Origin of the sequence: Bradyrhizobium sp., assembly GCF_049691595.1 — a bacterium.
Classification (GTDB): Bacteria; Pseudomonadota; Alphaproteobacteria; order Rhizobiales; family Xanthobacteraceae; genus Bradyrhizobium.
Genome location: NZ_JBAVNZ010000147.1, coordinates 1 through 23,227, shown reverse-complemented (window position 1 = coordinate 23,227; position 23,227 = coordinate 1). Strand labels below are relative to the sequence as shown.

Sequence of the window (23,227 nt, the reverse complement as noted above, 5' to 3'; positions counted from 1 at the left end):
GGCCCGTACGGTTCTGTGCGGGGGGCGCTCAGTAATGGGCGTCCCTACCGCGATTCTCTTTAACCCGCCGCTCGATTGCGAGATGGCGGGTTAAAGAGAACCCGCCCTACGCGAATTTGATCGACCTGCGCGAAGTCTTCCTCACACCACCTTGCGCTGCCTCAAATCCGCGATCTCGTCTTTGCCGAAACCAAACTCGGCCAGCACCTCTTCGGTCTGCTCGCCGAACTCCGGCGGACGCGCCGCCATCCTGCTCGGGGTCCGCGACAGCGTGACGGGCTGGCCGACCAGTTGAATATGCCGGTTCTCGTCATTGGGCACGTGTTGCGCGATGCCCAGATGTTTGACCTGGGCGTCATCGAACATCTGGTCGATCGAATAGATCGGGCCGCAGGGCACGCCCGCGGCGTTGAGCTCGTTGACCCAGCTTTCCGTGGATTTCTTCTCGGTGAGTTTGCCGATCGCCGCATTGAGCGCGTCGCGGTTCTTTGAGCGTGCCGGCGCGGTCGCATAGTCCGGGTTGCTGACAAGTTCGGGCGCGCCGATCGCCTGCGCGCAGCGTTCCCAGATCCGTCCGCCGGTCGTGGCGATATTGATGTAGCCGTCCGAGGTCTTGAACACGCCGGTCGGGATACTGGTCGGATGGTTGTTGCCGGCCTGTCTGGCGACGTCCTTTTCCATCAGCCAGCGCGCGGCCTGGAAATCCAGCATGAAGATTTGCGCCTGCAGCAGCGAGGTCTGCACCCACTGGCCCTCGCCGGAGACGTCGCGTTCCAGGAGCGCGGTGAGGATGCCGATGGCGCAAAACAGTCCCGCCGCGAGGTCGGCCACGGGAATGCCGACCCGCATCGGGCCCTGGCCGGGGGCGCCGGTGACCGACATCAGCCCGCCCATGCCTTGCGCGATCTGATCGAACCCCGGACGCTTGTGATAGGGGCCGTCCTGCCCGAAGCCGGAAATGCTGCCGCAGATGATGCGCGGATTGACCTTGCGCAGGCTCTCGTAATCGATGCCGAGCTTGGTCTTGACGTCGGGCCGAAAATTCTCGACCACGACATCGGCCTTTTCCGCCAGACGCTTGAACACCTCGAGGCCTTTCGGATCCTTCAGGTTCAGCGTCATCGCGCGCTTGTTGCGGTGCAAATTCTGAAAATCCGAGCCGTGCCGCGGCCCGCCCGGCTGCTCGCCGGCGGCATCTTCCAGCAGCGCGTCGATCTTGATGACATTGGCGCCCCAGTCCGCGAGCTGCCGCACGCAGGTCGGCCCCGAGCGGACGCGGGTGAGGTCGAGCACGGTGAAACGGGAGAGGGCCTGCGAGGCTCGGGGGAAGGGCATTTTGGGGAAACTCCGGCAGCGCGAAGAAGGGGTGCGGGAAAGACGTGTATCGCGGCTCAGGGATGGTGACTACTGCCCTACAACATGGCAGGCGCGATTTTGGAGGCCGTGGCTGGCGGGGGCAGGTAATGCTGCTGCGGTAGCCCCGCCAGCGCCCCTGCAGCGCCCGGGAATTCGTTCGGGATGGTCTGGCAAGGGGGGGGCGGTGGGGCGGTCTCCCGCACCAGCGCTGCGCGAAGGCGGTCCGGGACGCCGTTGGGTCAGGGCGCCGCAACTGGCTGTGCGCCCCCCGCATCCAATAGCCATGCTGCGCTGCGGAAGTGATTTCGACGGTCTATCTATGGCGATGACGCATACGGATTAGAGGTCAGCCCCTGTCATTAATGCTCAAGTGCCGTGCGACATGCCTCATCTGCAAGGCTGATCGCCGCTTTCGAAACGATGGCGAAGGCTGCGCACGTTGTCGAAATCGGCAAGAGCTACCTTAGACAGAGTGCGCCCGATTGCTTTGCGCGCTAGTCTATGCGTGCCGTACCGGTCAAGGATTCTTGAACATGGAGGTGCGCGGTGGCTAAAATTCTTGCCTGGTCGTTGGCTGTTGTTGGCACAATCTTGCTGGTTTGCCTCGCCGCCGATCCTGCTCTTGCTCAAGCGAGCCGCACCTGGGTGTCCGGCGTGGGCGACGATGTCAATCCGTGCAGCCGCACGGCGCCCTGCAAGACCTTCGCGGGCGCGATTTCGAAAACCGCCGTGAACGGCGAAATCAACTGCCTCGATCCCGGCGGCTTCGGCGCGGTGACCATTACCAAATCGATCACCATCGATTGCCACGAGTTGTTCGGCTCGATCCTGTTCGCTGGAACCAATGGTATCAACATCGCCTTCGATTCCTTCAACGATGCAAGGAAGACGGTGAACCTTCGCAACCTCAACTTGCAGGGGTTGGATAGCGGCCTGATCGGCATCCGGATCTTCGGTGTCGGCACCGGAAGCTTCGTTAACATCGAGGACTGTCTTATCAACGGTGACTTCGGCGGCTCGGCCGGCGGCATCGTCGATGCGCGTACCACCGGCACCCTGACTGTCCTGAACACGACGGTCAGGAACATGGGAAGCTCCGGCATTTCCATGGCCAGCTCCGGCGGCGGGTTGCTCAGGGCGACGCTAATCAACGTAAAGGTCATGAATTCCAACAACGGGATCCTGGCCGGCGCCGGCGCCGCGGTCCAGATCAGCAACTCGGTGGTCGCGAACAATGCAACCGTCGGCGTGCTCGCGGCAACCGGAGCTCAGATGAATGTTGACTCCAGCACGATTAGCCACAACGCCCTTGGTGCCAGCGCCGCGGGCGGCACCATCAGGATCTCCAACAATAACTTCGCCTTCAACGTCACGGGATTGTCCGGTACCGTCAATTCCTTCACAAACAACCGCTTTGGCCAGAATGGTGCTGGCGGAACTGTTACTGCCATCGCGCCGGTCAACTCAAACCCATCGGGTCTGCAGTAATTTCTTACGCGGCGAATCTCGCTACCGGCTACGCAAGCCGGTAGGGAACATTTTGCGTCCGCATGCGTCTTCGTTTCCTTGAAGTCCGCGGCGATCATCGTGGCAGAAAGCGGCAACCAGGACGCATCGACAGGGGAACTCGCCGATTTGCAAGCCGTCGTTGCGCAAGGCACGAACCGCTATTGATGCAGGCTCCGCAGGATTTTTGGACCCGCATTTGGCGTTTCCCTTGCGGCCAAACCTGGGTCTCCGGTGTCGGCGATGACGCCAATCCCTGCAGCCGTCTGCTGGCGGTGGTTCGCTGAGGGGAACGCTTGGCAACGTGAGAGTTTACACTACCAATTACGGCATCGCGGCAGCGACTCTTTGCATCAGATGAATTGATGATCGATACCGATCAAGTCGAGGATATCCGTTGGCCGAACCGAATAACCCTGGTCCAGGTTCTGTGGATGAGGCTGCGGTAGAACGGGACGTCTTCCAGTATCGGAGCCGCGACAACAGCGACACAAATGGCCAGAACCGCGGCGCAGGTTTGGAAGATGAAGGACAGGATCCATGACGCGCCGATCACTGGAAGCGACAGCGAAAAGCAAAGCAACATAACAGGAGCATGGACGACGTAGAGCGTGTAGGAAAAATCTCCGGTTCGCCGGACCGCGTCCGGATAATTGAGTTCGAGGCGGTTGGAAATCAGCAGGACGTGCGCATAGACCAGACAGCACAGGATTTGCAATACCTTGTTTGGACTGGAGTCCATGACGTTGCTGCCAGCGAACGGGCCAAACACCAGCGCGAAGCCGATGAGCGCGGCGGCGATCAAGGCGGGCAGGCGGGTATGGGACGGGTTCCGAATGACCGTAGCCGCCGATCCGACCAGCCATGCGACGGCAAACAGCCCGCAATTGTAGTCGCCGCGGATCGCGTAGAGCCCCGCCAGTGCAAGCAGCACGCCGATAATCTTGTGGAGCGCGTTTGGTCCGCACGCGACCAGCGCCACGCTCATGGCGATAAAATAGAGCTTTACCTCGATGTAGAGTGTCCACAGCGGGCCATCGATGATTGTCATCCCGCTCTGCATCAGAAGAGCGTGCCATAGTTCGGAAACGGTGAATTCCAGGTGATCGCGCACCCGCAGCGGATCCTCGCCGAGAGGCCGCGCGCCGCCGGGCAAGTCGAACTGGTGCACGACGAAGACGACCAGCATGGAAACCGTCAGCGCAAACAGAAATGGCGGGTAGATTCTCGCTACGCGGCTCGAAAGGTAGTCGAATGGGTTGAAGTAGCCGTTTCGTTTGATGTTGGCGATGATGCTCTTTGTGATCAAAAAGCCGGAGAGCACGAAAAAGACAAGCACTGCCTGTCTTGCGGCGTTTCCATTGATCGCAACGAACCGGGAATCCGGCGTGGTTGCCAGGCGAGCCAGAAATATCTGGAAGGAATGGGCTGCCAGCACGACAAGGGCTGACAAGCCGCGAGCGACGTCAAGTCGGTTTGAGGTATCGCCTGTCACAACGGATGCGGTCCTCGCGTCAACGAGACTTTTGGGCAAACCGGTGCAGGTGAAGTTCGAAGCAATTTGGTTGAAACTCGGTATGATGACATCAATCGTCTATCCGGATGGGAGCCGCCTCTGCACCATCACGCCATCCGCGCGACTTCATCGGAACGCGGATCCGCAGGATATCGCCATTGGCGGAGTGCTGAAAGGTTTGATGGCGCTCACCAGGGTAGTTGATCGCATTGCACACAAACCAGCACTTTTTCGTCCGAGCATCGTATCCCGGCTCGGGGATGGTGACCACTGCCGTACAACATGGCAGGCGCGATTTTGGAGGCCGCCATCGCCGATGGTCGATTTCGCCTGCTTTAGGGCTGGAAATCCGGGGGCTAGAAAGGATTGACCGAATAGGTTCTGGCCCAGAGATCGACGGCATAGAGACGCCACAAGGTTGCCGCGTCGCGGTGCCGTCCGGCAAGGAAGGCGTTGATGTAGTTCCGCAGCAGGACCGGGGCCAGGATACCCGATTTGGCAAAGGTGGGGCTGTCGGCAAGTACGGCAAGCTCATCGCGGAAGTCGACACTGACCCAGCGATGGATGGGCGCGCCGAAGCCGATCCGGTCAACGCGGTCCACGATGGCGCGGGGGAGGAATTTTCGCGCGACCAGGCGCAGGATGTGCTTACGCTCGCCGCCGCCGATCTTGTATTTGTCGGGCAGCGCGAAGGCGAATTCGGCGATCCGCCGGTCGATATAGGGAACACGCGCCTCGATCGAATGGGCCATCGCGTTTCGATCGGTGAAGGCCAGCGCTGATTTCAGATTATACGTGAACACATCCGTCATCAGCGACCGCGTCAGCGCCGTCGTCTTCGCAGGCTGGCTCGGCGGTGTGGCAGGCGCCGTTGCCGGCGTTGTCAGGACGAAATCCGGCTGCCTGTCCTTCTTTTCGACACCCAACAGGCGCGCCAGCCGGGGCGCGAGGCGAAGCCGCCACACATCCCTGAAAAAACCCGGGTCGCGGCGGGCGAGTGACGCGAGTTCGCCGAGCACATCGGCATACGCGCCGCGGCGAAGCCAATCGGTCAACGCCAGCGTCTGGTGGCGCGGATAGCCCCCGAACAGTTCGTCCGATCCCTGGCCGTCCAGCACGATACGCAGCCCTTGCCGCGCGGCGGTCTCATAGGCGAGATACTGCGCGGCGACCGCGATGCCGGCAAGCGGCTCTTCCTGCGTCCAGGTGGCGCGTGCGATATTGGCCTTCAGCCAGGCGGCCGACAGCGTGGCCTTGCAGCTCCTGAAATCCAGCGCCTTCGACAGTTCATCGATATGGACGGACTCATCATGGGGGTCGGTGTCTTTCTCGAGAACCATCGAGGCGCCGACGCCGCGTTCGCCGCGGCGGGCGTAGATCGGTGCGGCGAGCGCCGCCAATACCGATGAATCGAGGCCGCCCGATATCAGGTGTCCGACCGGTGCCCGTCCGACCATGTGCTCGCTGACCGATTGCCGCAGCAACTGCTCGAGTTCCGAGGCTGCGTCTGCGAGCGAAGGCGCCGGCTCCCGCAGGCAAGGTTCGAACTGCCAGTAAGTGCTGAACGACAGCCCGGACGGCGCCGACGCCAGGTCGATCTCGGCATAGGTGGCGGCAGGCTGCGCAAAAATATTGTCAAAGAAGCTTTCTTCGGGCCGCTCGGGACGAACGCCGCGAATGAAACGGGCGAGCGCCGACCGGTTGGCGTCGGCGGGCGCGCCGGCAGCGATGATCTGTTTGATCTCCGATGCGATGATGAGGCGGTTGCCGCCGAAATAATAGAACAGCGGCTTGATGCCGAAACGGTCGCGGGACATGATGATCTTACGGAGCTTGAGATCGACAAGAATAATGGCCCACATGCCGTTGAGCCGTTTGAAGCAGTCGATTCCCCACTGCGCATAGGCGGCGAGGATGACTTCGGTGTCGCCAACGGAAACGAATTGGTGGCCGAGGTTCTGCAGCTCGGCGCGGATTTCCTGAAAGTTGTAGATCTCGCCATTGAACAGCAGGCAGGCGGCGCCATCGGGGGAAGGCATCGGCTGCGCGGCGGACTCGTGCGGGTCCTGGATCTTGAGCCAGCGAAAGGCCATGCCGATGCGCGGCCGGGCCGGCGCGGACCGGGTCAGTTCATCGCGCGACCTGGTGACGATGCCCTGCATCGCGGCGTCCCAGATCGCAAAGCCTTCGCCATCCGGACCGCGATGGGCTATCTGATCGTGCATCCCAAGCAGAGAAGGAAGGACGCCGCCGCCCGGTCCGAACTCAACTATGGCGCTGAGCCCACACATTTGGCGTCCTTTGCAGCTGCAGTCGCTTCTTCAGCCATGTCACCAGCCATGACCAGTTCACGTAGATCAGAAGCTGGATGATGTTGTTCCAGAAGATGTTCATCGAGAAAAATACGATGGTGTGAAAGAATATGGCGTCGGGCACCAGAAAACGGCGCGCATATCGGCTGAATGGCGCGGCGAGGAAGCAGATGTTGGCGACCACGCCGTACAGGCCGGCGATGGCGCAGAGGATGGCATGATCGGCGAACCAGGGACCCAGAATGTTGAAGATCGGAGCCTCGCGAATGACCTGATCCTGCTGGCTGAACAGCAGAAACCATTCCCGCAGATTTTGCGGGTCGAGCCAGCTGAAGCCAACACGAATGAGCTTGGATACGCCGGAGAGGAAATAGACATTGGCCAGATGAAACTGGATCAAACGTAGCGGCCAGCAATAGTCGGGCGAGGGAGCAACGGCCGGCGCGCCGCCCAGCCGCAAGGCGTCTCCACACCGCGAGAATGACAGGGTGACGAGGGCGAGAACGCTGATGGTGAAACCGCGCTGGAACGGGTTTGCGGTCCAGTAGAGCGTCTCCAGCGGTGCGAGATGATAAAGCAGCAGCGCCGAGACAAAACAGGCCAGCCTCGGCATCAGGCCCAAAATGACGCAGACCAGCGCCGCAACGGCGATCCATTGCAGCGTATGTTCCAGTCCGGCATGACCGGGTACGATGAAGTATCGCCACAGCTCCGTGCGATCCACATACGCCCAGAACTCCGGAGGAAGCGCCGACATCGCCGGGATGTCCCGCGACAGCAGCACCCAGAGGGCGTGGACCGCGAAAATCACGCGCGCCGCGGCAAGATTGAGCGCAGGCTCGGCCGAGAAAAATGCGCGCCGCCATAACTGCCGTATTTTTTCGACCACAGCGATCATGGCCGGCGATATTCGTAGACCAGACGCCGGGCGATTTTCGAAGGATCGCGCGCACGTTCCTCGACGTCCCACGTTTCGGTGTAGAAACGCAGTCCGCTGAATGCGCGATCAGGAATGCCGGCGTCCCAATAGGCGCGATGACCGAGAAACAGCGGCGCGCTCAGCGGGCCGAAGAAGCGATCGAAATAATGCCGCCGTTCGCCGGCCGACCATTGCCGCCGCGCGGTATCGATATGATTGAGAAGATAGGCCGCGATACGGTCCTGGGTCGCGGGATCGAAACGAGAAAAGAACTGGTCTTTCCAGGCCATCAGCTCGTCGAATTCGAGCGGCTCCCAGGCACGATAATCGATCTGGTATTCATTTTGCTGCGCGTCGATCGCAACGATACGCGGAAATGTCGAGGGACGGGCGACCCGTGCCGCGATAAAAGGCCAGGTCGAGAACGGCCAGCTCTCGCGCTGGGTGAAGCCGACCGCAAACGATACCACGATAGCGTAGGCGATCAGCAGGTTGACGACGCAACGATTGCCGGGCTTTCGATGAACCGAATAGGCGGCCGCGAGGCCGACTGCCACGAAAATCAAAAACACGAAGCCCTTGACTAAACCCACCGCGGCACCCCGGAATGGCCATGTGTCCGGCTTCGCAAAAAGGATGACCCGGGGCCAGTCCGCCGTTCGGATGATCCAACTTTCGGCCGATCGGATTCAAGGTTCGCGCCGGCCGAACCGACCACGCCCTAGTCGTCGAGAATCAATCCGTACTCGCGCATGTTCTTCACGGTCTCGCTGACATCTTCGCGCGCCTGCTGCGGGGAGGCGTCCGAAAATTTGCTGCAGAGCGCCGATGCAAGTTCGTCTTCGCTGGTCGGTGTCGCAAGCCTTTCCCAGATGAAGGCCGCCGTCGGATTCATCACGTAGAATTTGCTCGCGGCGTTGTTCAGCAACAGCAATTCGCCCTTCAGCTCTGCCGCTTCAATGTCCGGATTCTGACGCAAAACTCGCCTCCATCTCAAATCGTCGCTCGGGGCCGCGCGACCTTCTGATAGCCCGAGCATAGCTGCTCGTCAAACTCGTAGCAATTCGAAGATTCCTCAATATTTCAAGGGCGTTGCGCGTTCAGCCAACATTCTTCCGAACGCCCGGTTGTGCGCGCAGGTCGCCTATCGGCCAACGATTGCCCCGGCGGGGTCGAAACGAGAACGAAATGGCGCTGCGGTCCCCCGCTGGGCGCGATCATTTGCCCAACAACACCGTGCCTCCCCGGCAATGCAGCCGCCAGCCATTGCCCACGGTCTCGACCGAACCGACCGCGGACGACGAACCTCGATCGAATCCCGGAACCTTGTTGTAGATCACGGGCGTGCCTGCGCGATCGGTCAGCGGCTCGCGGAAGCCCGGGCACAGACCGGCGAGAAAATGCCAAACGCGCTCCACATCCCATTCGCCAAAATTCACCATCGGGCTTTGGCGGCGGATCCGGGGCGCAAGGGTTGCCGCCCGCTCGTCCTGAACGATGCGCCGCGCGCGGTTGGCGATCAACGCTTCCACCGCCGCGTCGAGCAGTTTGGCGCCGTGGACGGCGACATCATCGTCGAGTTTCTTCACGGGATAGCCACGGGGAAGCGGAAAGCCGTGCTGCATCACGATGTCGCCGGCGTCATAACGCTCGGTCAAATGATGCACCGTGACGCCGGCCAGACGATCGTCGGCATGGTAGGTCCAGAACAGCGGCAATGGGCCGCGGTGTCGCGGCAATAGCGAGGGGTGGAGATTTATCGCGCCGAGTGGCGCATCGCCGATCAGGCTGAACGGGATCAGTTTCGGGAAGCTCGCGACGCAGATCAGATCCGGCTTCGTCCGCCGCAGCAGTTCGGGGGCGTAGCCTTGTTCGCCCGCGATCCAGCGCGCGGTCGGAATGCCGTGCTTGCGCGCGCGCCGCTCGATGGCGGAAGACGGCACCAATCCGATCCGGCGCAATACCGATTGGCGAAGGCCGCCGGAATTCGGCAGGATGATCGCGACCACGTTCCATCGTGCGGTCAGGCGTTCAAGCGCAAGGGCGCTGAACTGGGACGGGGTGCCGAAAAACGCGATTGTTGGCGACGCTCGTCCGGTCATAAGCCGAACAGGTCCAGCCAGCGCGACGCCGTGAAGATCCGCCATACGGCGTAGCCGTTGTCGTGCTTTTCGGCGAAGTAGTCGTCGACAAAGGCCCGCAGCTTCGCGGTGTCGACGTAGGGCAATTTCGCAAACGCCGGATGACGCGACGCGTCGCGAATTGCCCCGGCGTGCTCACCCCGGAGCGGCATCCAGTTGTTCATCAGCACAAACCGCATCTTCTGCTTGTTCTCGACGACGAGTTGCGGAAGCCTGGTTTTCGCGACTTCGTATAGCAACCGCTTTCGCCTGCCGAACCCGACCTTGTGCTCGGGAGGCAGCGAGAAACACAATTCCAGCAGGCGATGATCGAGATAGGGGAATCGCGCCTCGACCGAATGGGCCATCGAATTGCGGTCGCTGTGCATCAACACGGCTGGAATATTGGTGTGCCGGGTTTCGCGATACAGGATGCGGTTGAGATGCGAGGGGTCGTTGCCCCGATCCCCGGCCGCGCTCGCAGCCCAGGCCGGATCGCCGGTGTCGCAGCCGCCTATGTCGAGCCAGGGATATTGGGGCAGCCGTTGCGATTCCCGAAGATTGCGCCGCAAGGGTGTAAAGACGTAAGAGCGCAACACGCCGGCATAGGATCGGCCGTAGTTGCGGGCGATCGCGTTCAATTCGGAAACCAGGTTGACAAGGTCCAGCCTCTTGAGGCGCTCGACCACCATCTGCGCTTCATAGTTTGGAAGGCCGGCCTGGACTTCGTCCAGACCGTTGCCATCCATCACCACGACATCGCCGTTCTCCCGCGCAAAACGGTAGGCATGATATTGCGCGATCAGATCCTGTCCGAGCAGCGGCTGCCCCTGAGCGCGCACCACGTCATCGACCGAGCGCCAGACGTCGCGATGCGAGAGCTCCAGAATGTGGCTGTCCGACTGCGCCTTGGCGGCGATGGCCTCGATATAGGGCCGCTCGCTCATGTGCGGATCGTCCCAGGCAATCGAGATCGTGTCCGGGCGCTGCGAGCCGCGCTGGCGCGCCAATTCCGACCACAGCATCACGATGGTCGAACTGTCGAGGCCGCCGGACATCAGCGCGCCGACTTTCACGTCCGCGAGGCTCTGGCCGGCGACCGAGCGCGTCAGCAGCTTGGAAAATCTGTCGGAGGCATCGGCAAAGGTCGGCGCCGGGCCGTTGCCCGAATGGAAGTCCGCCAGTCTCCAATAGCTTTGAAACGGAATTTCCCGCGGGTGGCTCGCGAGATCGATTTCGAACCAGCTGCCGGCTGGCACCGGATTGACACCGCGATAGAAAGACAACTCGCTCGAGCGAGGCGGATATCCGCTCAGGAACTCAAAGAACCGTGCCGGCTCGATGGTGGTGCCCTTGCTCAGAACCTGCGCCACCGCCCAAGGCTCGGACGCAAACAACATGCGCCCGTCGTCCAGGGCGTAATAAAACGGCTTGATGCCTATTCGATCGCGTGATCCGACCAGGTGTTTGCGCTCGGTGTCGACGATCAGAATCGCCCACATCCCGTCGAACCGTTCGAAGCAGGATGTGCCCCAGCGCCGATAGGCCTCCAGCACGACCTCCGTGTCGCTTCCGGTATGGAAGCGGTGGCCCGCCGCGGTCAGCTCGGCGGTCAATTCGCGGTAGTTGTAGATCGCGCCGTTCAGCATCACCCAGAGGCGTCGGTCGGCCGACACCAGCGGCTGATCGGCTTCCGGGCGCGGATCGGAAACCCGAAGCCGGCGCACCGCGCCCGCGAAACGAGGAGCCTCACCGCCGCGCGGTATCTGGTCGAAACGAGCCCCGTCGAAATCCTTCCAGATAACGAAAGCGCCTTCGCCATCGGGACCGCGATGGCGCTGCGCATCGTGCATTCGCCGGAGATCGGCAAGATCCTGGCCCGGTCCGCCTTCAAACCGGAAGAGCGCGCTAATTCCACACATTGCGGATGAAACGCCGTCCGGCGGAAAAAGCGATGGACGGCCCCATCCGCATCCAGCTGACTACTTGCGAAACACGGATTGCAAGCGGCGGGTTCGCTTCGAGCAGACCACGCATGGCCGCCTGCGACCGATCGGCAACCCACCTCTTGTACCACGGCGCCTTCGACGCCGCGACCGGAAGCCATTCTCCGTCGACCGTGCCGATTTCGACGCTCCCGATCACGGCGGAGCAGTGCACGGGGGGATCGCACAGCCAGTTTTCGTCGCCTTGGGCAATGAGAAACTCGCGCGCCGGCCGGGAGCGCCCGCGCGCGGCGATCCGGTGCGCTACGACCCTGCTTCCAGCCAGGAAGGCGATGACGTCTCCCATTTTCCAGGAATCGCTGGAACCCGACCGAATGCGAATTCGTGAACCAGCCGGAAGCGCGGCACCCATGCTTGTTCCCTGAACGATCGAGTGGACGGTGCCGCCGCCCTTCCTGGAGAGCGCCCGGAAGCGGGCCAAATCCTCAATGCCGGCTTTCCACGCCGGCCCCGACACCAGAATATCTGTCGGGGACGATGTGGGCTCGCCAGGCACGTTATCCGCCTTTTCGTGCGAGGGCATTCTCGCGGCGATCCTCGGCAAGCTGGCTTGCCACCTTGATTTCTTCCGGCCGGAAGCCGGCCTCGCGACGCCCGGTCTCGCTGATCGTGTATTTGGCAACCGCTGTTCCGTCGCCGCCAACGACCTGTCCAAACGCCTTTGTTGCAAACGACAACGCTTGCGCCACCTTCATCGCCAGCCGCGGTTCCTTGGCAAGCATCTCGTGAATGAATTCGTTGGCGCATCGAACGTGCATGATCTCGTCGGCAAATTGTCCGTCGAAGAACTCGGCAAGCTCGTCGTCGCCCTGCGCGCGCGCCTCGTCTATACCATAACCGATGGCATCGATTCCCTCGGCTTCGAAGGTCCGGTTCTGCACGGCGAGGCGGCCGATCAATGTCGGAATCTGGCAAATGATCCGGTACTGAAAGTTCAGGATCGGATAGTCGCCGAGCTTGCCGCCGCGGGCCTGGAACATTCGTGCGAAGATCAGGGCGTGCCGCGCCTCGTCGGCGCATTGGCGCGCCAGAAACATCCGGACTTCCCAGGGCGCATCGGGAAAATCGACGATCGCCCGCGCCGAGCATTCGGTCGCGTCCATTTCCTCGTTCATCTGGCGATGCATGAACTCCAGAACCTTGCGCGGATCGTCGTCGGCGAAGTTCGCACACTGGTCCCACCGGTCGACCACGGTGAACCGCTGGTCGCGAAACGGGCTTTCCGGGAAACCGTTCTCTACGGCAACGCTGGTCATGTCAGCCTACGCTTCCTGAGCTTCGAGCAACGATTCCAGATCATGCTGTCGCAGCAACGACGAGATTTCCTCGTCGCTAAACTCGGCGAGCCGGCGATCTTCGACATTGATCGGTGCGGTCTGCGAAAACTCCTCGACCGATACGCCCATGAGATTGGTGGAGCCTTCCGGAGGCGCCAGGGCCTTCTGCGCGGCATCCATATAGCTCACCGCCTGCGCAACCTTGAAAAGATTGCGTTTGTCCTTGGCGCAAAGCTTGTGGACCCACTGGTTGGCGAAACGAACGTGATGGATTTCATCGGCGGCGATTGCGTCCAGCAACTCGGCGGTTTGGGGATCGTGGCCTTTTTCACGCCACCCGTCCGGAATGAACGCCATCAGATCCATGGTTCCGGCCTCGAACGTCCGGTTCATGATGGTGATTCTGCCGACAACCGAATCCAGATAGGAGGAGACCGCCCATTCGAAATTTGCGATCGGGAATTCGCCCTTGCGCCCGCCGAGCTGCTTGAGCCGGCGATAGAGCGCCATACAGTGACGGCTCTCGTCCCAAACCTGGCGGGCGAGTTCCATCCGCAGCTCCCAATCGGTATCGGGAAAGTCGGCCAGGCACTGCGCGGCGACCTCGGTGGTGGTCATCTCGTTGTTCATATGCCGGTGAATCCGCTCCCGCTTCGACTGATCCGACCAGTCGGGCCACGAAATCATCTGGTCATCGGTATCGGCGACGGTGAAGCAGGCCTCGCGCGCCGGATCCTTGCGCATCTTCGTGCCGCGAACGACCTTGGTCTCGAACGGGTCCATTTCGATGCCTCCCTATGCACGAGCCGCGGCGGGGCGGGCCGCTGCCGGTTCGGTGTAGTCGATCATGTCCTTCGCGTTGGCGAAGGCCTGCTTGAGCTGGCGAAGCGCATCGGAATCGGTGGCGCGCGACGGCGGAATTTCGTCACCCCAGGTCGCGCGTTCCTCGATCATGGTTGCGATCTCCAGCAGCGCTTGATCGCAGATCATCGTCGTGGGTTCGTCGGTGACCTTGTCGGTCTCGGCCAGATAGGCGCGGTAATGCTCGGCAAGAATCGGCAACGCCACGACATGAAATCCGTCGACGCGATCGATCGTGTCAGACAGAGCCGCAAGCTGCTTCAAGGCGTCGGCGAAGGCCGGCTGGGGCTTGCGGCTGTAGTGCAGCGGCGCGCGAAGCTCGCGGGCGCGACGGCCCAGCCGGTCCGCCTGCTGCGCCATTCTCCAGACGTGGCGGGAGAACAGCATCTTGACTTCCATCTCCGGCGTCGCCGGGATCCAGCGCGAAAGCGTTTCCATCAAGAACACGCTGACGAAACGAAGCGTGCCGACCGCGGCGGCGCGCTGCTTGACGTTCAACTTTATCGTCACTCGACATCTCCACGCACTATTTGCTCTACAAGGTCCGCCGTCTCGTCTGGATCGCCCAGATCGAGAAAATAACATTTCGCGCGGCCAGCCAGCCTCGCAATGTCCATCATTCGTGTGACCGCCGGAACGCCCCACATACTACATGCGAGGGGAGAAAGCATGTGGAAATGTTCCATTCCGAACGGGAAGGGGGATGCCGCGGGTTTCGCGGCAAAGCCGCGCAGGAAGAAGATGCAGGTCAGCGTGGCTGTCGTAGCCGCCGCATCGGGAAACATTTCACCGACATTGGCCAGAACGCGCTCTCCGCCATCCGGGAACCTCTCGGACCGGAAGCTGCGTTGGCTCATCTGATCGTCGACGCGACCGCTCCGCGGGCCGGTCCGTATCGAGGCGGCGCGCCGGAATGGAAACATGACGCCGGTTTGCTTGTCCACCGCGGCCATCTCATCGCCGAGGAAGCTGTGTCCGCGGCTCGCAAGGGTCAGGGAAGTCGTGGTTTTTCCGGAATTCTTGGGACCTGTCACCATTACACCGCGACCGCCGATCCCGATCGAGCCTGCGTGAAAAAACAACAACTCTCGTTGCAGTCGAAGCACGCGGTTGACGGCGTAGTTGGCGATAAATGGTTGCCAGACCTGGCGGCGGTCGACCAGAGCGTACTGGTCGTGGAGCGCCACCAGGGGCGCGTTCGGGTTGCCGCGCATGGCGATCGTTCGCCAGCCCGGCGCCGCGGCTACGCCCTCTGTGTAATTGCGGTCGGGAAACAACGTCTGGCAAAAGGCGAAAGGATCAAGCGGTTCGGGGTCTTCGAATTCGACCGAGGCGACCGGCAGTTCCTTGTGCACGTGAACCACGCACCTCACGGTCCCGCGCTCTGCAGACCCGCCAGTCCCTTCGATGCCCTCGGGATAGATTTCACGAAATCGGCGCGAAAGCGCAGCGTCATCTGAATCGAGGTCGAGCCATCCTTTGGCGAATCTAAGCAGGCTTGTAAAACGACAGCCGCCGGCAGGATGCCGGCGGCATTCTTCCAGGATTTCAGGCGCTTGAAGCCACCAACCGGGTTGCACAAGCAAACCCAGATCGGATCTCGTTACATCACCCACCAGGTGATGGCCGCAACCGTGACTTGGAAGGCACTCAGAACCTCTTTCTCGTCGAGCTCGCGGATGCTCGGCTTCTGGTAGGTGTGAGCGGTGGCGGCGATTTCACTGCGCGATTCGACCAGCATATTTTCGGACTTCATTACGAACCCCCAAGAGGTTGGTTTGCACGTTACAAGAAAACGTCACTGCGGCGCTTGAAACCGCGATGCGTCGGCGGCCTTAGAACGGTAGTAGATTCCCCCGTCTTTCGCTCCCGGCTTTATACGGGAGGGGCTTCTTGCTCGTCAATCGACCGTTCAGCCGATGCGGGCAGGAGGTTACATTCCTCCCGGCTATGTGGCAGACGGGCCACGATTCAACCCACTAGGAGTTGAGCTGGTTGCAACTACACTTTTTTGTTGGTCCGGGAAAGCCCGCTTCCAAAGGATTCGAAACGGCTCCATCAAGGTGCCGGAAAACGACACCGGCGTCGAATCGCCGACCAATCCAAAATTCGCCGGCCGCTCGCCGATCGATATGGTCCCGAACAGGTAGTCCCAAACGCTGAGAATCTTCCCATAGTTGCTGTCGTGACGGGCGCGCTCGGGCGAATGGTGGATCGCGTGGAACACCGGGCTGACCAGGACTGGATAGAGGAACCCGTAGCGCCATTTGATGTCGGAGTGCTGGAGCCCTTCAAACAGGTTCTGCATCAGAAAAACCGGCCCCCAAAACCAGACGGGCACGCCGAGAAGTATCGCCGGCACGAACATGATGATGTTGGATATGATCTGCTCGACGATGTGGTTCCGGAACGACGTTACGAAGGTCAGTTCCGTTTGGGAGTGGTGGACTCTGTGAAAGGTCCAGAGAAAATCATTGGAATGATAGAGGCGGTGAATCCAATATCCCGCGAAGTCGGTGATCAGCCAGTAGGCCAGAAAACCCGCCAGCGCGGGCAGGTGGTCGATCAATCTAAACTGCCACGCCGGCACCAGAAGGGCGAGCACGGCGATCAGGGGCCTATAGATGATCGTATTGTAGATGCCACCATTATACAGCAGCCCGTAGAGCATGTCGGTGCGGAAGTTGCGGCTCCAGTACCGCCTGATGTTGCCGCCCGATGCCCACTCGATGATAAACACGACGACGAAAATGATCAGCAGGCCTCGCGCGCCGCTGTACAGGGATTGCAGCAGAGGGTATTGCGACAACTGCGCCACAATGCCGGCATTCGCGTCCGTCAAGTAGGTCCAGATCTGCTGCAACATCGTGTTTTTCGAGGGTTGGCAACACCGGGCAACCCGATGTGTGGGGATTATGCCTCTTGCCCGGATCGGGAGCAACGTCTTATGCCGCTGTCGGGGCTCAGCGAAGGCTGGATGAACTTGACATCTCGTCGTTCTGGTCCTTCGCTTATCCAAGCGGTTCATTGACGGCTGGCGACGGCCCGGTCTCGCCAACCCAAACCGGATACAGGACGCTTACGCGATGTCGGTCGGAACGGCAGGTGACCTCGGCGCACGCGCGACCGGCTCGGATGGCTGGATTCAGTCGCAAGGGTTTGACCTTGCCTTTTTTATCCTGTCGCCGATCGCCGGCCTCGCCGTGATCTTCGCCGCGCCGACCAATGTTGGGCCGGTACTTGCCCTTGCCGCCGCCACGCTGATCGGCGGCCCGCATTACATCGCGACATATTCCTTTTACTTTTTCGACGACACCGCAGCCTATCAGCGGCAGCGCTGGGTCGCCTATTTTCTTGTCCCGATCCTGATCGTCTTCGCGGTCGGCATGGTGGCGCTGTTCGAAATTCCGGCCGTCATCGTCGTCGTGGTTTTTTTCTGGAATGCGTTTCACGTGGCCCGGCAAAGCTGCGGCATTCTTTCGATCTATCGCCGGCGCGCCGGCTATGGCGATCAGCGTCATCGGTCCATTACCAACCTTGCCATCCTGAGCACCAGCTTCGCGATGGCGCTGGCCCACATCGACTGGTATCCGGCTCTCAATACGACGCTGCTCAAGATATCGCCGTACCTGCCGGTGTTGTTGTCGCGGCTGACGCTGGCGGCCGCCGTGGTCAGCCTCGCCGCGCTCGGCGTCTCGATCGTGAAGCGCCTGCGGAGCGGTTCACGCTACACCGTCGCGGAGTCCGGTTTCCTGATCACCAGCCTGCTGCTGTTTCATCCCTATCTCTGGGTCGAGGACTCCAACCTGGCCACGCTCGGAATGCTGCTCGGCCATTTCATCCAGTATCTCGGCATCGTCTGGCTGCTGACGAGCCGGAAGCTCGCGGATCGCGGCGGCTCGCGCGGCCAGCGCTGGCTGTCGAAGATATGGCTGGATCCCTGGATCCTGCTTCCCTCCGCGCTTCTGATCGGTGCCCTGTTCATGGTCCTGCAGATCAATTTCATGGCGCTGACGATCGCGCTGGTGCTGCTGCACTTCTATCTGGACGGACTGTTCTGGGCCTTCAGCCGGCCCGTCATCAGGAACGCGATCACGCCGCATCTCACCGGCGGGCCGCTGCAGGCGGCGGCGCGCAAGTAAGGCCGGATAGTGAGGTCAGTTGGCGAGCCCGAAGCGACGCACCAGGCGTCGTGGCAGCGAATGTTTCAGAAAATAGCCCGTCAACATGCCTTTGCCGCTCGATGCTGCCCGGGCAAACAGCTCGGTCAATTCCGGATTAGGCACGACGTCGATTACCAGATGGACGCGGTCTTCGCCCCCGGGGTTGTCCACCGAATGCCTGAAGCGAACGTCGACATACCAGGCCTGGCCCGCCTGCATCACGATGCGTCGGCCATGAACCGTGAAATCAACCGACGGATTGGTACGGACGGGAACATGGATGCGGACGATTCCGGTGTCGATCTGATGAAGCGGATCGGAATGGGCGAAGATATGCCCTCCGGCACGCAGCTTGAGAAACCGGATCCGGTTCTTCCGGCCGGGGAAGGCATTGATCACCTCGGGCACATAGTCACACAGCCGCAGCGCTTCGGTTGCGGCAAAGGCTCCGCCCTTGCTGGACTGCTCGGTACGCCTGCCGTTCGGCGCCCACAGCGCGATCGCTTCCCAATTGCCGTCATGATAGGGGCCGAGATGGGCGTGCCACCATGCCTCGGGCATCCGCTCCAGATCGGCCAGCAGACGCGCCGCGTCGAATTTCAGCGGCAGCCGGAGCGCAACGTCCCGCGGGGTCACAAAGTCCGAAAGGGTAGGCATATCGTTTCTCGTGCCCTCGCAAACGTTGGTTGGAAACAAGTAGCGGAGCGTGTTAATTACCCGGCCAGCTGAATTCCCGCCACGCATTGCCGCGTGGGCCGGCGACCCAATTACTATCCCAAGGCTCGGCCGATGTCTGCCCAGAACACCGATACAGGCGAGGGTGCCGCACCCGGGTCGCACCATTATCGCGCCTTTATCGGCGCCACCCAGACCTACGACATTTTCGCCCACATGCAATTTTCCCTGATGACCCTGCTCGGATTGCGTCAGGAGCACACCTTGCTCGATATCGGCTGCGGTTCGCTGCGCGCCGGCAAGCTGTTTCTGGTCTATCTTCTTGCCGACCGCTACTTCGGTATTGAACCTGAGCAATGGCTGGTCGAAGAGGGAATCGAGAAGGAAATCGGCCGCGAACTCGCCGAGCGCAAACGCCCCAGGTTTCGCTATAGCGCCGAGTTTCCCTGCGCGTCGTTTGGCGTTCAGTTCGACTTCATCATCGCGCAATCGATCTTCTCGCATGCCTCCGAGGCGCAGATCCGCAAATGTCTGGCCGAAGCCCGCGCATCGATGAAGGAGACATCGATGTTTGCCGCAAGTTTCGTCGAGGGCGAAGAGGACTATGCGGGCAGCGAATGGGTCTATCCCGGTACGATCCGCTATCGCGCCGAAACGATCCGCCGGTTCGCCAGCGAAGCCGGATTGGACTGCCGAAGGCTGGACTGGTTTCATATTGGCGGCCAGGCCTGGTTCGTCTTTTTCGTCCCCGGCCTCGATCCCGGGATCGACCAGCTTGCCGAACTCAACCAGTCCTTCCCGATCAAGGAAGCGTTGTCACACTATCGCAAGCGCTCCGACCGGCTGGAACGGATCGAGGCGTCGTTCTGGTTTCGTGTCGCGCAAGCCGTAAGACGCCGCCTGATGCCAGGATAGGGACAGACTCGCGTTGCCAATGAGCCTGCCGAACTCCGGCAAGGCCTGCCGATGTCAGCCGGTTTTGGCCGGGCTTTGCAATTCCTGCCAGGGGCCGAACTGTGAAATCGCACCGTTCTCCATGACCGCGACGAAATCGGCCTTGCGGAGCGTCGATTCCCGGTGAGCGATGATCAGAATGGTGGCCGTGTTCCGCAGCCGCCGGATCAGCGTCCACACCGCGCTCTCGCTGTCTTCATCGAGCGCATTGGTTGCCTCATCGAGGATCAGCAGGGTCGGACGGCGCAACAGCGCGCGCGCCAGCGCCAGTCGCTGACGCTGGCCGCCCGACAATTGATTGCCGCGCTCGCCGATCACGGTCTCGATACCGAGCGGCATGGCCGCTATCACACGGTCCATCCCGGTTTGCGACAACGCGTCTGCTATCTCGGCGTCGGTTGAATCGTGCGATCCCCACAGCACGTTGGCACGGATCGTTTCGTTGAAAAGCACGTTGTCTTGCGGAATATAGGCGACGCTGCGCCGCCACGCCGCGAGCCGCGCCGCGGTAAGCGGTTCGCCGTCGATCGATACCGTGCCGGAATCGGGCACCAGAAGGCCGAGCAGGATGTCGGCCAGCGTGCTCTTGCCCGCGCCCGATGCGCCGGAAATTGCGACGACCGAATGCGCGGGAATCGCGAGATCGAGGCCGCGCAATACATCGGGGCCAGCCGAGCTGTCGTACCGGAAATCGAGCGCTGCGGCCCGGATTTCACGGCGAACGATCAGCCGATCGTCTCCGCCAGCGGGAAGATGTTCCACGGCCGCCAGACAGGCCGACATCAGCTTCGTCAGATGGTCGTAGATCGGCAGCATCAGCTGAACCGCATTGGTGCTGTTCTGGATTTCGGCCAGCGTCGGCATCAGCCGGGCAAAGACCACGATCAGGAGCAGCAATTCCGTCGCGGTCAGGCGAAATAACGACGATCCGGCATAGACGAAAATTCCGAGCGCGATCGTCGCGCAGATCTGAATGAGCGTCTGCGTTTCGGCGTTTCGGCGGATGACGGCCAGATAATATTCGTGTTGCGCCATATCGGCCGCGAGAAAGCGCGTCCGGTTGTAGGCTTGCGCGTTATGGCTCTTCGCCAGCTTGAGCGCGGCGAGGCAGTCGCTCATCTCATCGTAGGCGGATTGCTGCGCCTTGCCGAACATCTGGCCTGCACTAAAGGTGCTTCTGCGCCAGCGCCACGCGCCGACTGCGATCAACGCACCGCAGGCAAGCACGGCCACCGTCAGGACCGGGGCAAAGGCAAGCGCCACCAGCAATTGAATCGACGCCAGCGTGGCAAGCGCGGCGAACCGGAAGAAAAAATGCGTGCCCTGGCCTACCGTCTCCACATCCGTCGTCAGCGCCTTTGAAAGATTGGAGATGCGCTGCGTTGCGACGAACGACCAGTCTGCCTGCGTAATCGCGTCATAGAGCCGGACCCGCAACCGCTCGATGAAATTCGAACTGAGCGTTTCCAGCGTGATGTCGCGCCAGCCGGTGACAATGGCTCTCAACACAACCAATCCGACAAAGCCCGCGACCAGGACAGGCAGCGAAGCCGGCAGGCCCAACGCGGAGAGAAACCGGGTCACGGCGATGGCGATGGTGCTCTGCGGCTTTCCTTCGCCCAGCAGGCCCACCAAAGGAGCCAGCAACGTCAGGCCAAGACCCTCCGTCAGCCCGGCAGCGACGGACAGCAGGCATGCCTTCACCAATGTCCAGCGCGCGACGGAAGCGGACAGGCTGCCGGCAAAACCGGCGAGCATGGTGATCATGCTCCGCAGGTTGACAGGACCGGACCAGACGCCGCTTGCTGACTTATGCCCTGACTTTTCCATGTCTCGCAGATGCTGCAAGCCGGCTTTGGACCAACCATCAACCATGAAGATATAGCGCCGACAATGCATTCGGTCGATGCCACCGCAAGCTTCATACAGGCTGGTACCGGTTTGGCAATGCGTCGATCTGGTTGGGAGGGGGCGGAAGCGACATCGCCGGCTATATCTCCAAGGCGCCCCGCTCGGCTTTGGTCATGGGTGGTCTCGAAATAGCCCGACACATGCAGCAGTTCATTTTCCAGACCGCCCGCGTGGCTCCTCAACCGGCCCTGTTGGCGGCGTGGGCCTGCTGGCTGGTCCGCTTTCTGGTGATGCCGGTCTCGAGAACCCCGACCAGGGAGTGCTGTGGGGAAGATACCAATTTATCCCTTATCATCAGGCACATCGGACGATATTAGGCCCGGATTCCGTTCCCGGCCTTGAGCTGTACAATCCGACGGCGGAGCTTTTCAGCACCTTCCGGGGGGCCGGCCTATATCGATTTCGGATATCTCATGGTGGTCTGCGGCTTTGTCTTCGGGTATGCCCACCGGCAAGGCAGCTGCTGGTGCGGCGGGGTGATCGCGAGCTAATTGTTGATCACCGCTTCGACGGCGAAGGCGCGTGAGTGGGAGGCAACGGATGACGACGGAGTCGAACAAGCGAAAGTCGCTCTGGCTCGCGGGCGCGGTCGGGTTGATCGCCGCGTTCGCATATTCCGCGATCGGCGCTTTTCCGACCTACGAGTATCGAACCGATGTCTTCGTCGGCGAGTACGCCGCGGAAGATGGCTTTCAATCCTTCGAGCCTGTATCGGCAACCGAGCGTTTCGTTTACGATACGCTTTTCGTGGCGCCGACAACCGGGGAACTGAGAAAGTTTGGCGTAAAGGAGGCGCGATCGGCGGCGGTCATTAGCGTGATCGACGCTGGACGATCGATTCGCATCCAGTCGGTAGCCGATGAAGACGGCGCCGAACGAGTCAGGGCCGTTCACCAATTTATGGCCGATGGCATCATCGCCCGACTTAAGCCGCGCGTCGCATACATTCGTACGCGATTGGACACAAGGCTGTCGTCGGCCGAGGAGTTGCTCAAGTCCGCGTCGGACAATCTGGCGATTTTTTCCGAGATTGTTTCGGACGCGAAAGTCTCAGAGGCGAGAACCCGGGAACAGACGCGCAGGCTCGCCGAGCAGATCGCAACGCTTGACCGGTCCGGGCAAGGCTCGTCGTCCCCCGTCGGCGGCGCCGGCGAGGGGGCGGGCGACGAGGCAGCTGGCATGGGCATCCGCGGTCAGCTCGCCATGTATCAGAAGCTTGGCCTGGCGGAGATTCCGTTCTTGCGGGCCGATAGCGCCAGGACCGTCGTCGCTCTTGGCCAGACGGTCACCCAATCGCGCCAGAGCATCAAGGATCTGAAAGACCAGATTGCGGTCTTCCGCGAACCGGCGGTGACACAGTTCGTTTTGCGCAGCGTTTGGCCGACGAGACCGGGACTTCTGATGCCGCTGCTGGTTGGTCTTGTTGCCGGGCTTGCGGCGTTTTTTGCCGCGCGGATGATCCTGAAGCAAATATCGGGCTAGCGGCTCGCCGTTCGTGGTTTTTCACGCGCTATCGGCGCAGCGCCATCACCCGGTCGAGTTCCCGCCTTCGATGGTTTGTGCTAGGAAAGCCCTGAACGATCGCCCGTGATTGGATAGAACGGAACATAACCTAGACATGAAGGATGGGTCGGCGCCTGATCAGTGGCAG

21 protein-coding genes are annotated in these 23,227 nt (G+C 61.3%); 4 read left to right on the top strand and 17 right to left on the bottom strand.

Annotated elements, in window-relative coordinates; translation table 11 throughout:
- Nucleotides 1-141 precede the first annotated feature (141 nt).
- Complete coding sequence (locus tag WCE35_RS06560) at nucleotides 142-1,335, bottom strand: CaiB/BaiF CoA transferase family protein (RefSeq protein ID WP_424592536.1); 1,194 nt, start codon at nucleotides 1,333-1,335, stop codon at nucleotides 142-144.
- Between the two features lie 567 nt (nucleotides 1,336-1,902).
- Between WCE35_RS06560 and WCE35_RS06555 the strand changes: the two genes are divergently transcribed.
- Nucleotides 1,903-2,844 (top strand): right-handed parallel beta-helix repeat-containing protein, encoded by a 942-nt coding sequence (locus WCE35_RS06555; RefSeq protein WP_424592535.1) that lies wholly within the window; start codon nucleotides 1,903-1,905, stop codon nucleotides 2,842-2,844.
- A gap of 397 nt (nucleotides 2,845-3,241) precedes the next feature.
- Here WCE35_RS06555 and WCE35_RS06550 read toward each other — a convergent pair whose 3' ends face one another.
- The 14 genes from WCE35_RS06550 to WCE35_RS06485 all read right to left on the bottom strand — a co-directional run bounded on the left by WCE35_RS06550 (nucleotide 3,242) and on the right by WCE35_RS06485 (nucleotide 16,739).
- A complete protein-coding gene (locus WCE35_RS06550) occupies nucleotides 3,242-4,357 on the bottom strand; it encodes an acyltransferase family protein (RefSeq protein WP_424592534.1) in 1,116 nt (371 codons plus the stop codon).
- A 377-nt stretch (nucleotides 4,358-4,734) separates the two neighbouring features.
- Nucleotides 4,735-6,603: an asparagine synthase (glutamine-hydrolyzing) gene (gene asnB, locus WCE35_RS06545; RefSeq protein ID WP_424592533.1), complete on the bottom strand. Its 1,869-nt coding sequence runs from the start codon at nucleotides 6,601-6,603 to the stop codon at nucleotides 4,735-4,737.
- Between the two features lie 40 nt (nucleotides 6,604-6,643).
- Nucleotides 6,644-7,588: a hypothetical protein gene (locus WCE35_RS06540; RefSeq protein ID WP_424592532.1), complete on the bottom strand. Its 945-nt coding sequence runs from the start codon at nucleotides 7,586-7,588 to the stop codon at nucleotides 6,644-6,646.
- Nucleotides 7,585-8,202 carry a hypothetical protein gene (locus WCE35_RS06535; protein WP_424592531.1) on the bottom strand — a complete coding sequence of 206 codons (618 nt, stop codon included), beginning with the start codon at nucleotides 8,200-8,202 and terminating at the stop codon, nucleotides 7,585-7,587. Before WCE35_RS06535 ends, WCE35_RS06540 begins: the two co-directional genes overlap by 4 nt.
- A gap of 128 nt (nucleotides 8,203-8,330) precedes the next feature.
- Complete coding sequence (locus WCE35_RS06530) at nucleotides 8,331-8,588, bottom strand: PqqD family protein (protein WP_424592530.1); 258 nt, start codon at nucleotides 8,586-8,588, stop codon at nucleotides 8,331-8,333.
- A 238-nt stretch (nucleotides 8,589-8,826) separates the two neighbouring features.
- The gene (locus WCE35_RS06525; protein ID WP_424592529.1) at nucleotides 8,827-9,711 is read right to left on the bottom strand and encodes a formyltransferase family protein; all 885 of its coding nucleotides are present in this window, start codon (nucleotides 9,709-9,711) and stop codon (nucleotides 8,827-8,829) included.
- Nucleotides 9,708-11,651, bottom strand: coding sequence for an asparagine synthase (glutamine-hydrolyzing) (gene asnB / locus WCE35_RS06520; protein WP_424592528.1), 1,944 nt, complete (start codon nucleotides 11,649-11,651; stop codon nucleotides 9,708-9,710). The genes WCE35_RS06525 and asnB (WCE35_RS06520) overlap by 4 nt, the downstream gene beginning before the upstream one ends.
- Complete coding sequence (locus WCE35_RS06515) at nucleotides 11,638-12,258, bottom strand: hypothetical protein (protein ID WP_424592527.1); 621 nt, start codon at nucleotides 12,256-12,258, stop codon at nucleotides 11,638-11,640. The genes asnB (WCE35_RS06520) and WCE35_RS06515 overlap by 14 nt, the downstream gene beginning before the upstream one ends.
- Nucleotides 12,233-12,991, bottom strand: coding sequence for a ferritin-like domain-containing protein (locus WCE35_RS06510; RefSeq protein WP_424592526.1), 759 nt, complete (start codon nucleotides 12,989-12,991; stop codon nucleotides 12,233-12,235). The genes WCE35_RS06515 and WCE35_RS06510 overlap by 26 nt, the downstream gene beginning before the upstream one ends.
- A gap of 6 nt (nucleotides 12,992-12,997) precedes the next feature.
- Nucleotides 12,998-13,795 carry a DUF455 family protein gene (locus WCE35_RS06505; RefSeq protein WP_424592525.1) on the bottom strand — a complete coding sequence of 266 codons (798 nt, stop codon included), beginning with the start codon at nucleotides 13,793-13,795 and terminating at the stop codon, nucleotides 12,998-13,000.
- A 12-nt stretch (nucleotides 13,796-13,807) separates the two neighbouring features.
- Nucleotides 13,808-14,383, bottom strand: coding sequence for a hypothetical protein (locus WCE35_RS06500; RefSeq protein WP_424592524.1), 576 nt, complete (start codon nucleotides 14,381-14,383; stop codon nucleotides 13,808-13,810).
- Nucleotides 14,380-15,228 (bottom strand): hypothetical protein, encoded by an 849-nt coding sequence (locus WCE35_RS06495; RefSeq protein ID WP_424592523.1) that lies wholly within the window; start codon nucleotides 15,226-15,228, stop codon nucleotides 14,380-14,382. Before WCE35_RS06495 ends, WCE35_RS06500 begins: the two co-directional genes overlap by 4 nt.
- A 248-nt stretch (nucleotides 15,229-15,476) precedes the next feature.
- Nucleotides 15,477-15,629 carry a hypothetical protein gene (locus WCE35_RS06490; protein WP_424592522.1) on the bottom strand — a complete coding sequence of 51 codons (153 nt, stop codon included), beginning with the start codon at nucleotides 15,627-15,629 and terminating at the stop codon, nucleotides 15,477-15,479.
- 192 nt (nucleotides 15,630-15,821) lie between these two features.
- Nucleotides 15,822-16,739 carry a sterol desaturase family protein gene (locus WCE35_RS06485; RefSeq protein WP_424592521.1) on the bottom strand — a complete coding sequence of 306 codons (918 nt, stop codon included), beginning with the start codon at nucleotides 16,737-16,739 and terminating at the stop codon, nucleotides 15,822-15,824.
- A 220-nt stretch (nucleotides 16,740-16,959) separates the two neighbouring features.
- Between WCE35_RS06485 and WCE35_RS06480 the strand changes: the two genes are divergently transcribed.
- On the top strand, nucleotides 16,960-18,015 hold the full coding sequence (locus WCE35_RS06480) for a hypothetical protein (RefSeq protein ID WP_424592520.1): 1,056 nt from the start codon (nucleotides 16,960-16,962) through the stop codon (nucleotides 18,013-18,015).
- Nucleotides 18,016-18,030: 15 nt separating this feature from the next.
- Here WCE35_RS06480 and WCE35_RS06475 read toward each other — a convergent pair whose 3' ends face one another.
- Nucleotides 18,031-18,693 carry an aspartyl/asparaginyl beta-hydroxylase domain-containing protein gene (locus WCE35_RS06475; protein ID WP_424592519.1) on the bottom strand — a complete coding sequence of 221 codons (663 nt, stop codon included), beginning with the start codon at nucleotides 18,691-18,693 and terminating at the stop codon, nucleotides 18,031-18,033.
- Between the two features lie 132 nt (nucleotides 18,694-18,825).
- Between WCE35_RS06475 and WCE35_RS06470 the strand changes: the two genes are divergently transcribed.
- Nucleotides 18,826-19,626 (top strand): hypothetical protein, encoded by an 801-nt coding sequence (locus tag WCE35_RS06470; protein WP_424592518.1) that lies wholly within the window; start codon nucleotides 18,826-18,828, stop codon nucleotides 19,624-19,626.
- A 54-nt stretch (nucleotides 19,627-19,680) separates the two neighbouring features.
- Here the strand turns inward: WCE35_RS06470 and WCE35_RS06465 are convergent, their stop codons facing one another.
- Nucleotides 19,681-21,432 (bottom strand): ABC transporter ATP-binding protein, encoded by a 1,752-nt coding sequence (locus WCE35_RS06465; protein ID WP_424592517.1) that lies wholly within the window; start codon nucleotides 21,430-21,432, stop codon nucleotides 19,681-19,683.
- 684 nt (nucleotides 21,433-22,116) lie between these two features.
- Here WCE35_RS06465 and WCE35_RS06460 point away from each other — a divergent pair.
- Nucleotides 22,117-23,058 carry a hypothetical protein gene (locus WCE35_RS06460; protein WP_424592516.1) on the top strand — a complete coding sequence of 314 codons (942 nt, stop codon included), beginning with the start codon at nucleotides 22,117-22,119 and terminating at the stop codon, nucleotides 23,056-23,058.
- Nucleotides 23,059-23,227 lie beyond the last annotated feature (169 nt).

Coding starts and splice junctions, on each gene's coding strand:
- WCE35_RS06560 (WP_424592536.1), bottom strand. CDS start 1,335: ATGCCCTTCCCCCGAGCCTCGCAGGCCCTCTCCCGTTTCACCGTGCTC.
- asnB (WP_424592533.1), bottom strand. CDS start 6,603: ATGCACGATCAGATAGCCCATCGCGGTCCGGATGGCGAAGGCTTTGCG.
- WCE35_RS06540 (WP_424592532.1), bottom strand. CDS start 7,588: ATGATCGCTGTGGTCGAAAAAATACGGCAGTTATGGCGGCGCGCATTT.
- WCE35_RS06525 (WP_424592529.1), bottom strand. CDS start 9,711: ATGACCGGACGAGCGTCGCCAACAATCGCGTTTTTCGGCACCCCGTCC.
- asnB (WP_424592528.1), bottom strand. CDS start 11,651: ATGTGTGGAATTAGCGCGCTCTTCCGGTTTGAAGGCGGACCGGGCCAG.
- WCE35_RS06515 (WP_424592527.1), bottom strand. CDS start 12,258: ATGCCCTCGCACGAAAAGGCGGATAACGTGCCTGGCGAGCCCACATCG.
- WCE35_RS06510 (WP_424592526.1), bottom strand. CDS start 12,991: ATGACCAGCGTTGCCGTAGAGAACGGTTTCCCGGAAAGCCCGTTTCGC.
- WCE35_RS06505 (WP_424592525.1), bottom strand. CDS start 13,795: ATGGACCCGTTCGAGACCAAGGTCGTTCGCGGCACGAAGATGCGCAAG.
- WCE35_RS06490 (WP_424592522.1), bottom strand. CDS start 15,629: ATGAAGTCCGAAAATATGCTGGTCGAATCGCGCAGTGAAATCGCCGCC.
- WCE35_RS06485 (WP_424592521.1), bottom strand. CDS start 16,739: ATGTTGCAGCAGATCTGGACCTACTTGACGGACGCGAATGCCGGCATT.
- WCE35_RS06480 (WP_424592520.1), top strand. CDS start 16,960: ATGTCGGTCGGAACGGCAGGTGACCTCGGCGCACGCGCGACCGGCTCG.
- WCE35_RS06475 (WP_424592519.1), bottom strand. CDS start 18,693: ATGCCTACCCTTTCGGACTTTGTGACCCCGCGGGACGTTGCGCTCCGG.
- WCE35_RS06470 (WP_424592518.1), top strand. CDS start 18,826: ATGTCTGCCCAGAACACCGATACAGGCGAGGGTGCCGCACCCGGGTCG.
- WCE35_RS06465 (WP_424592517.1), bottom strand. CDS start 21,432: ATGATCACCATGCTCGCCGGTTTTGCCGGCAGCCTGTCCGCTTCCGTC.
- WCE35_RS06460 (WP_424592516.1), top strand. CDS start 22,117: ATGACGACGGAGTCGAACAAGCGAAAGTCGCTCTGGCTCGCGGGCGCG.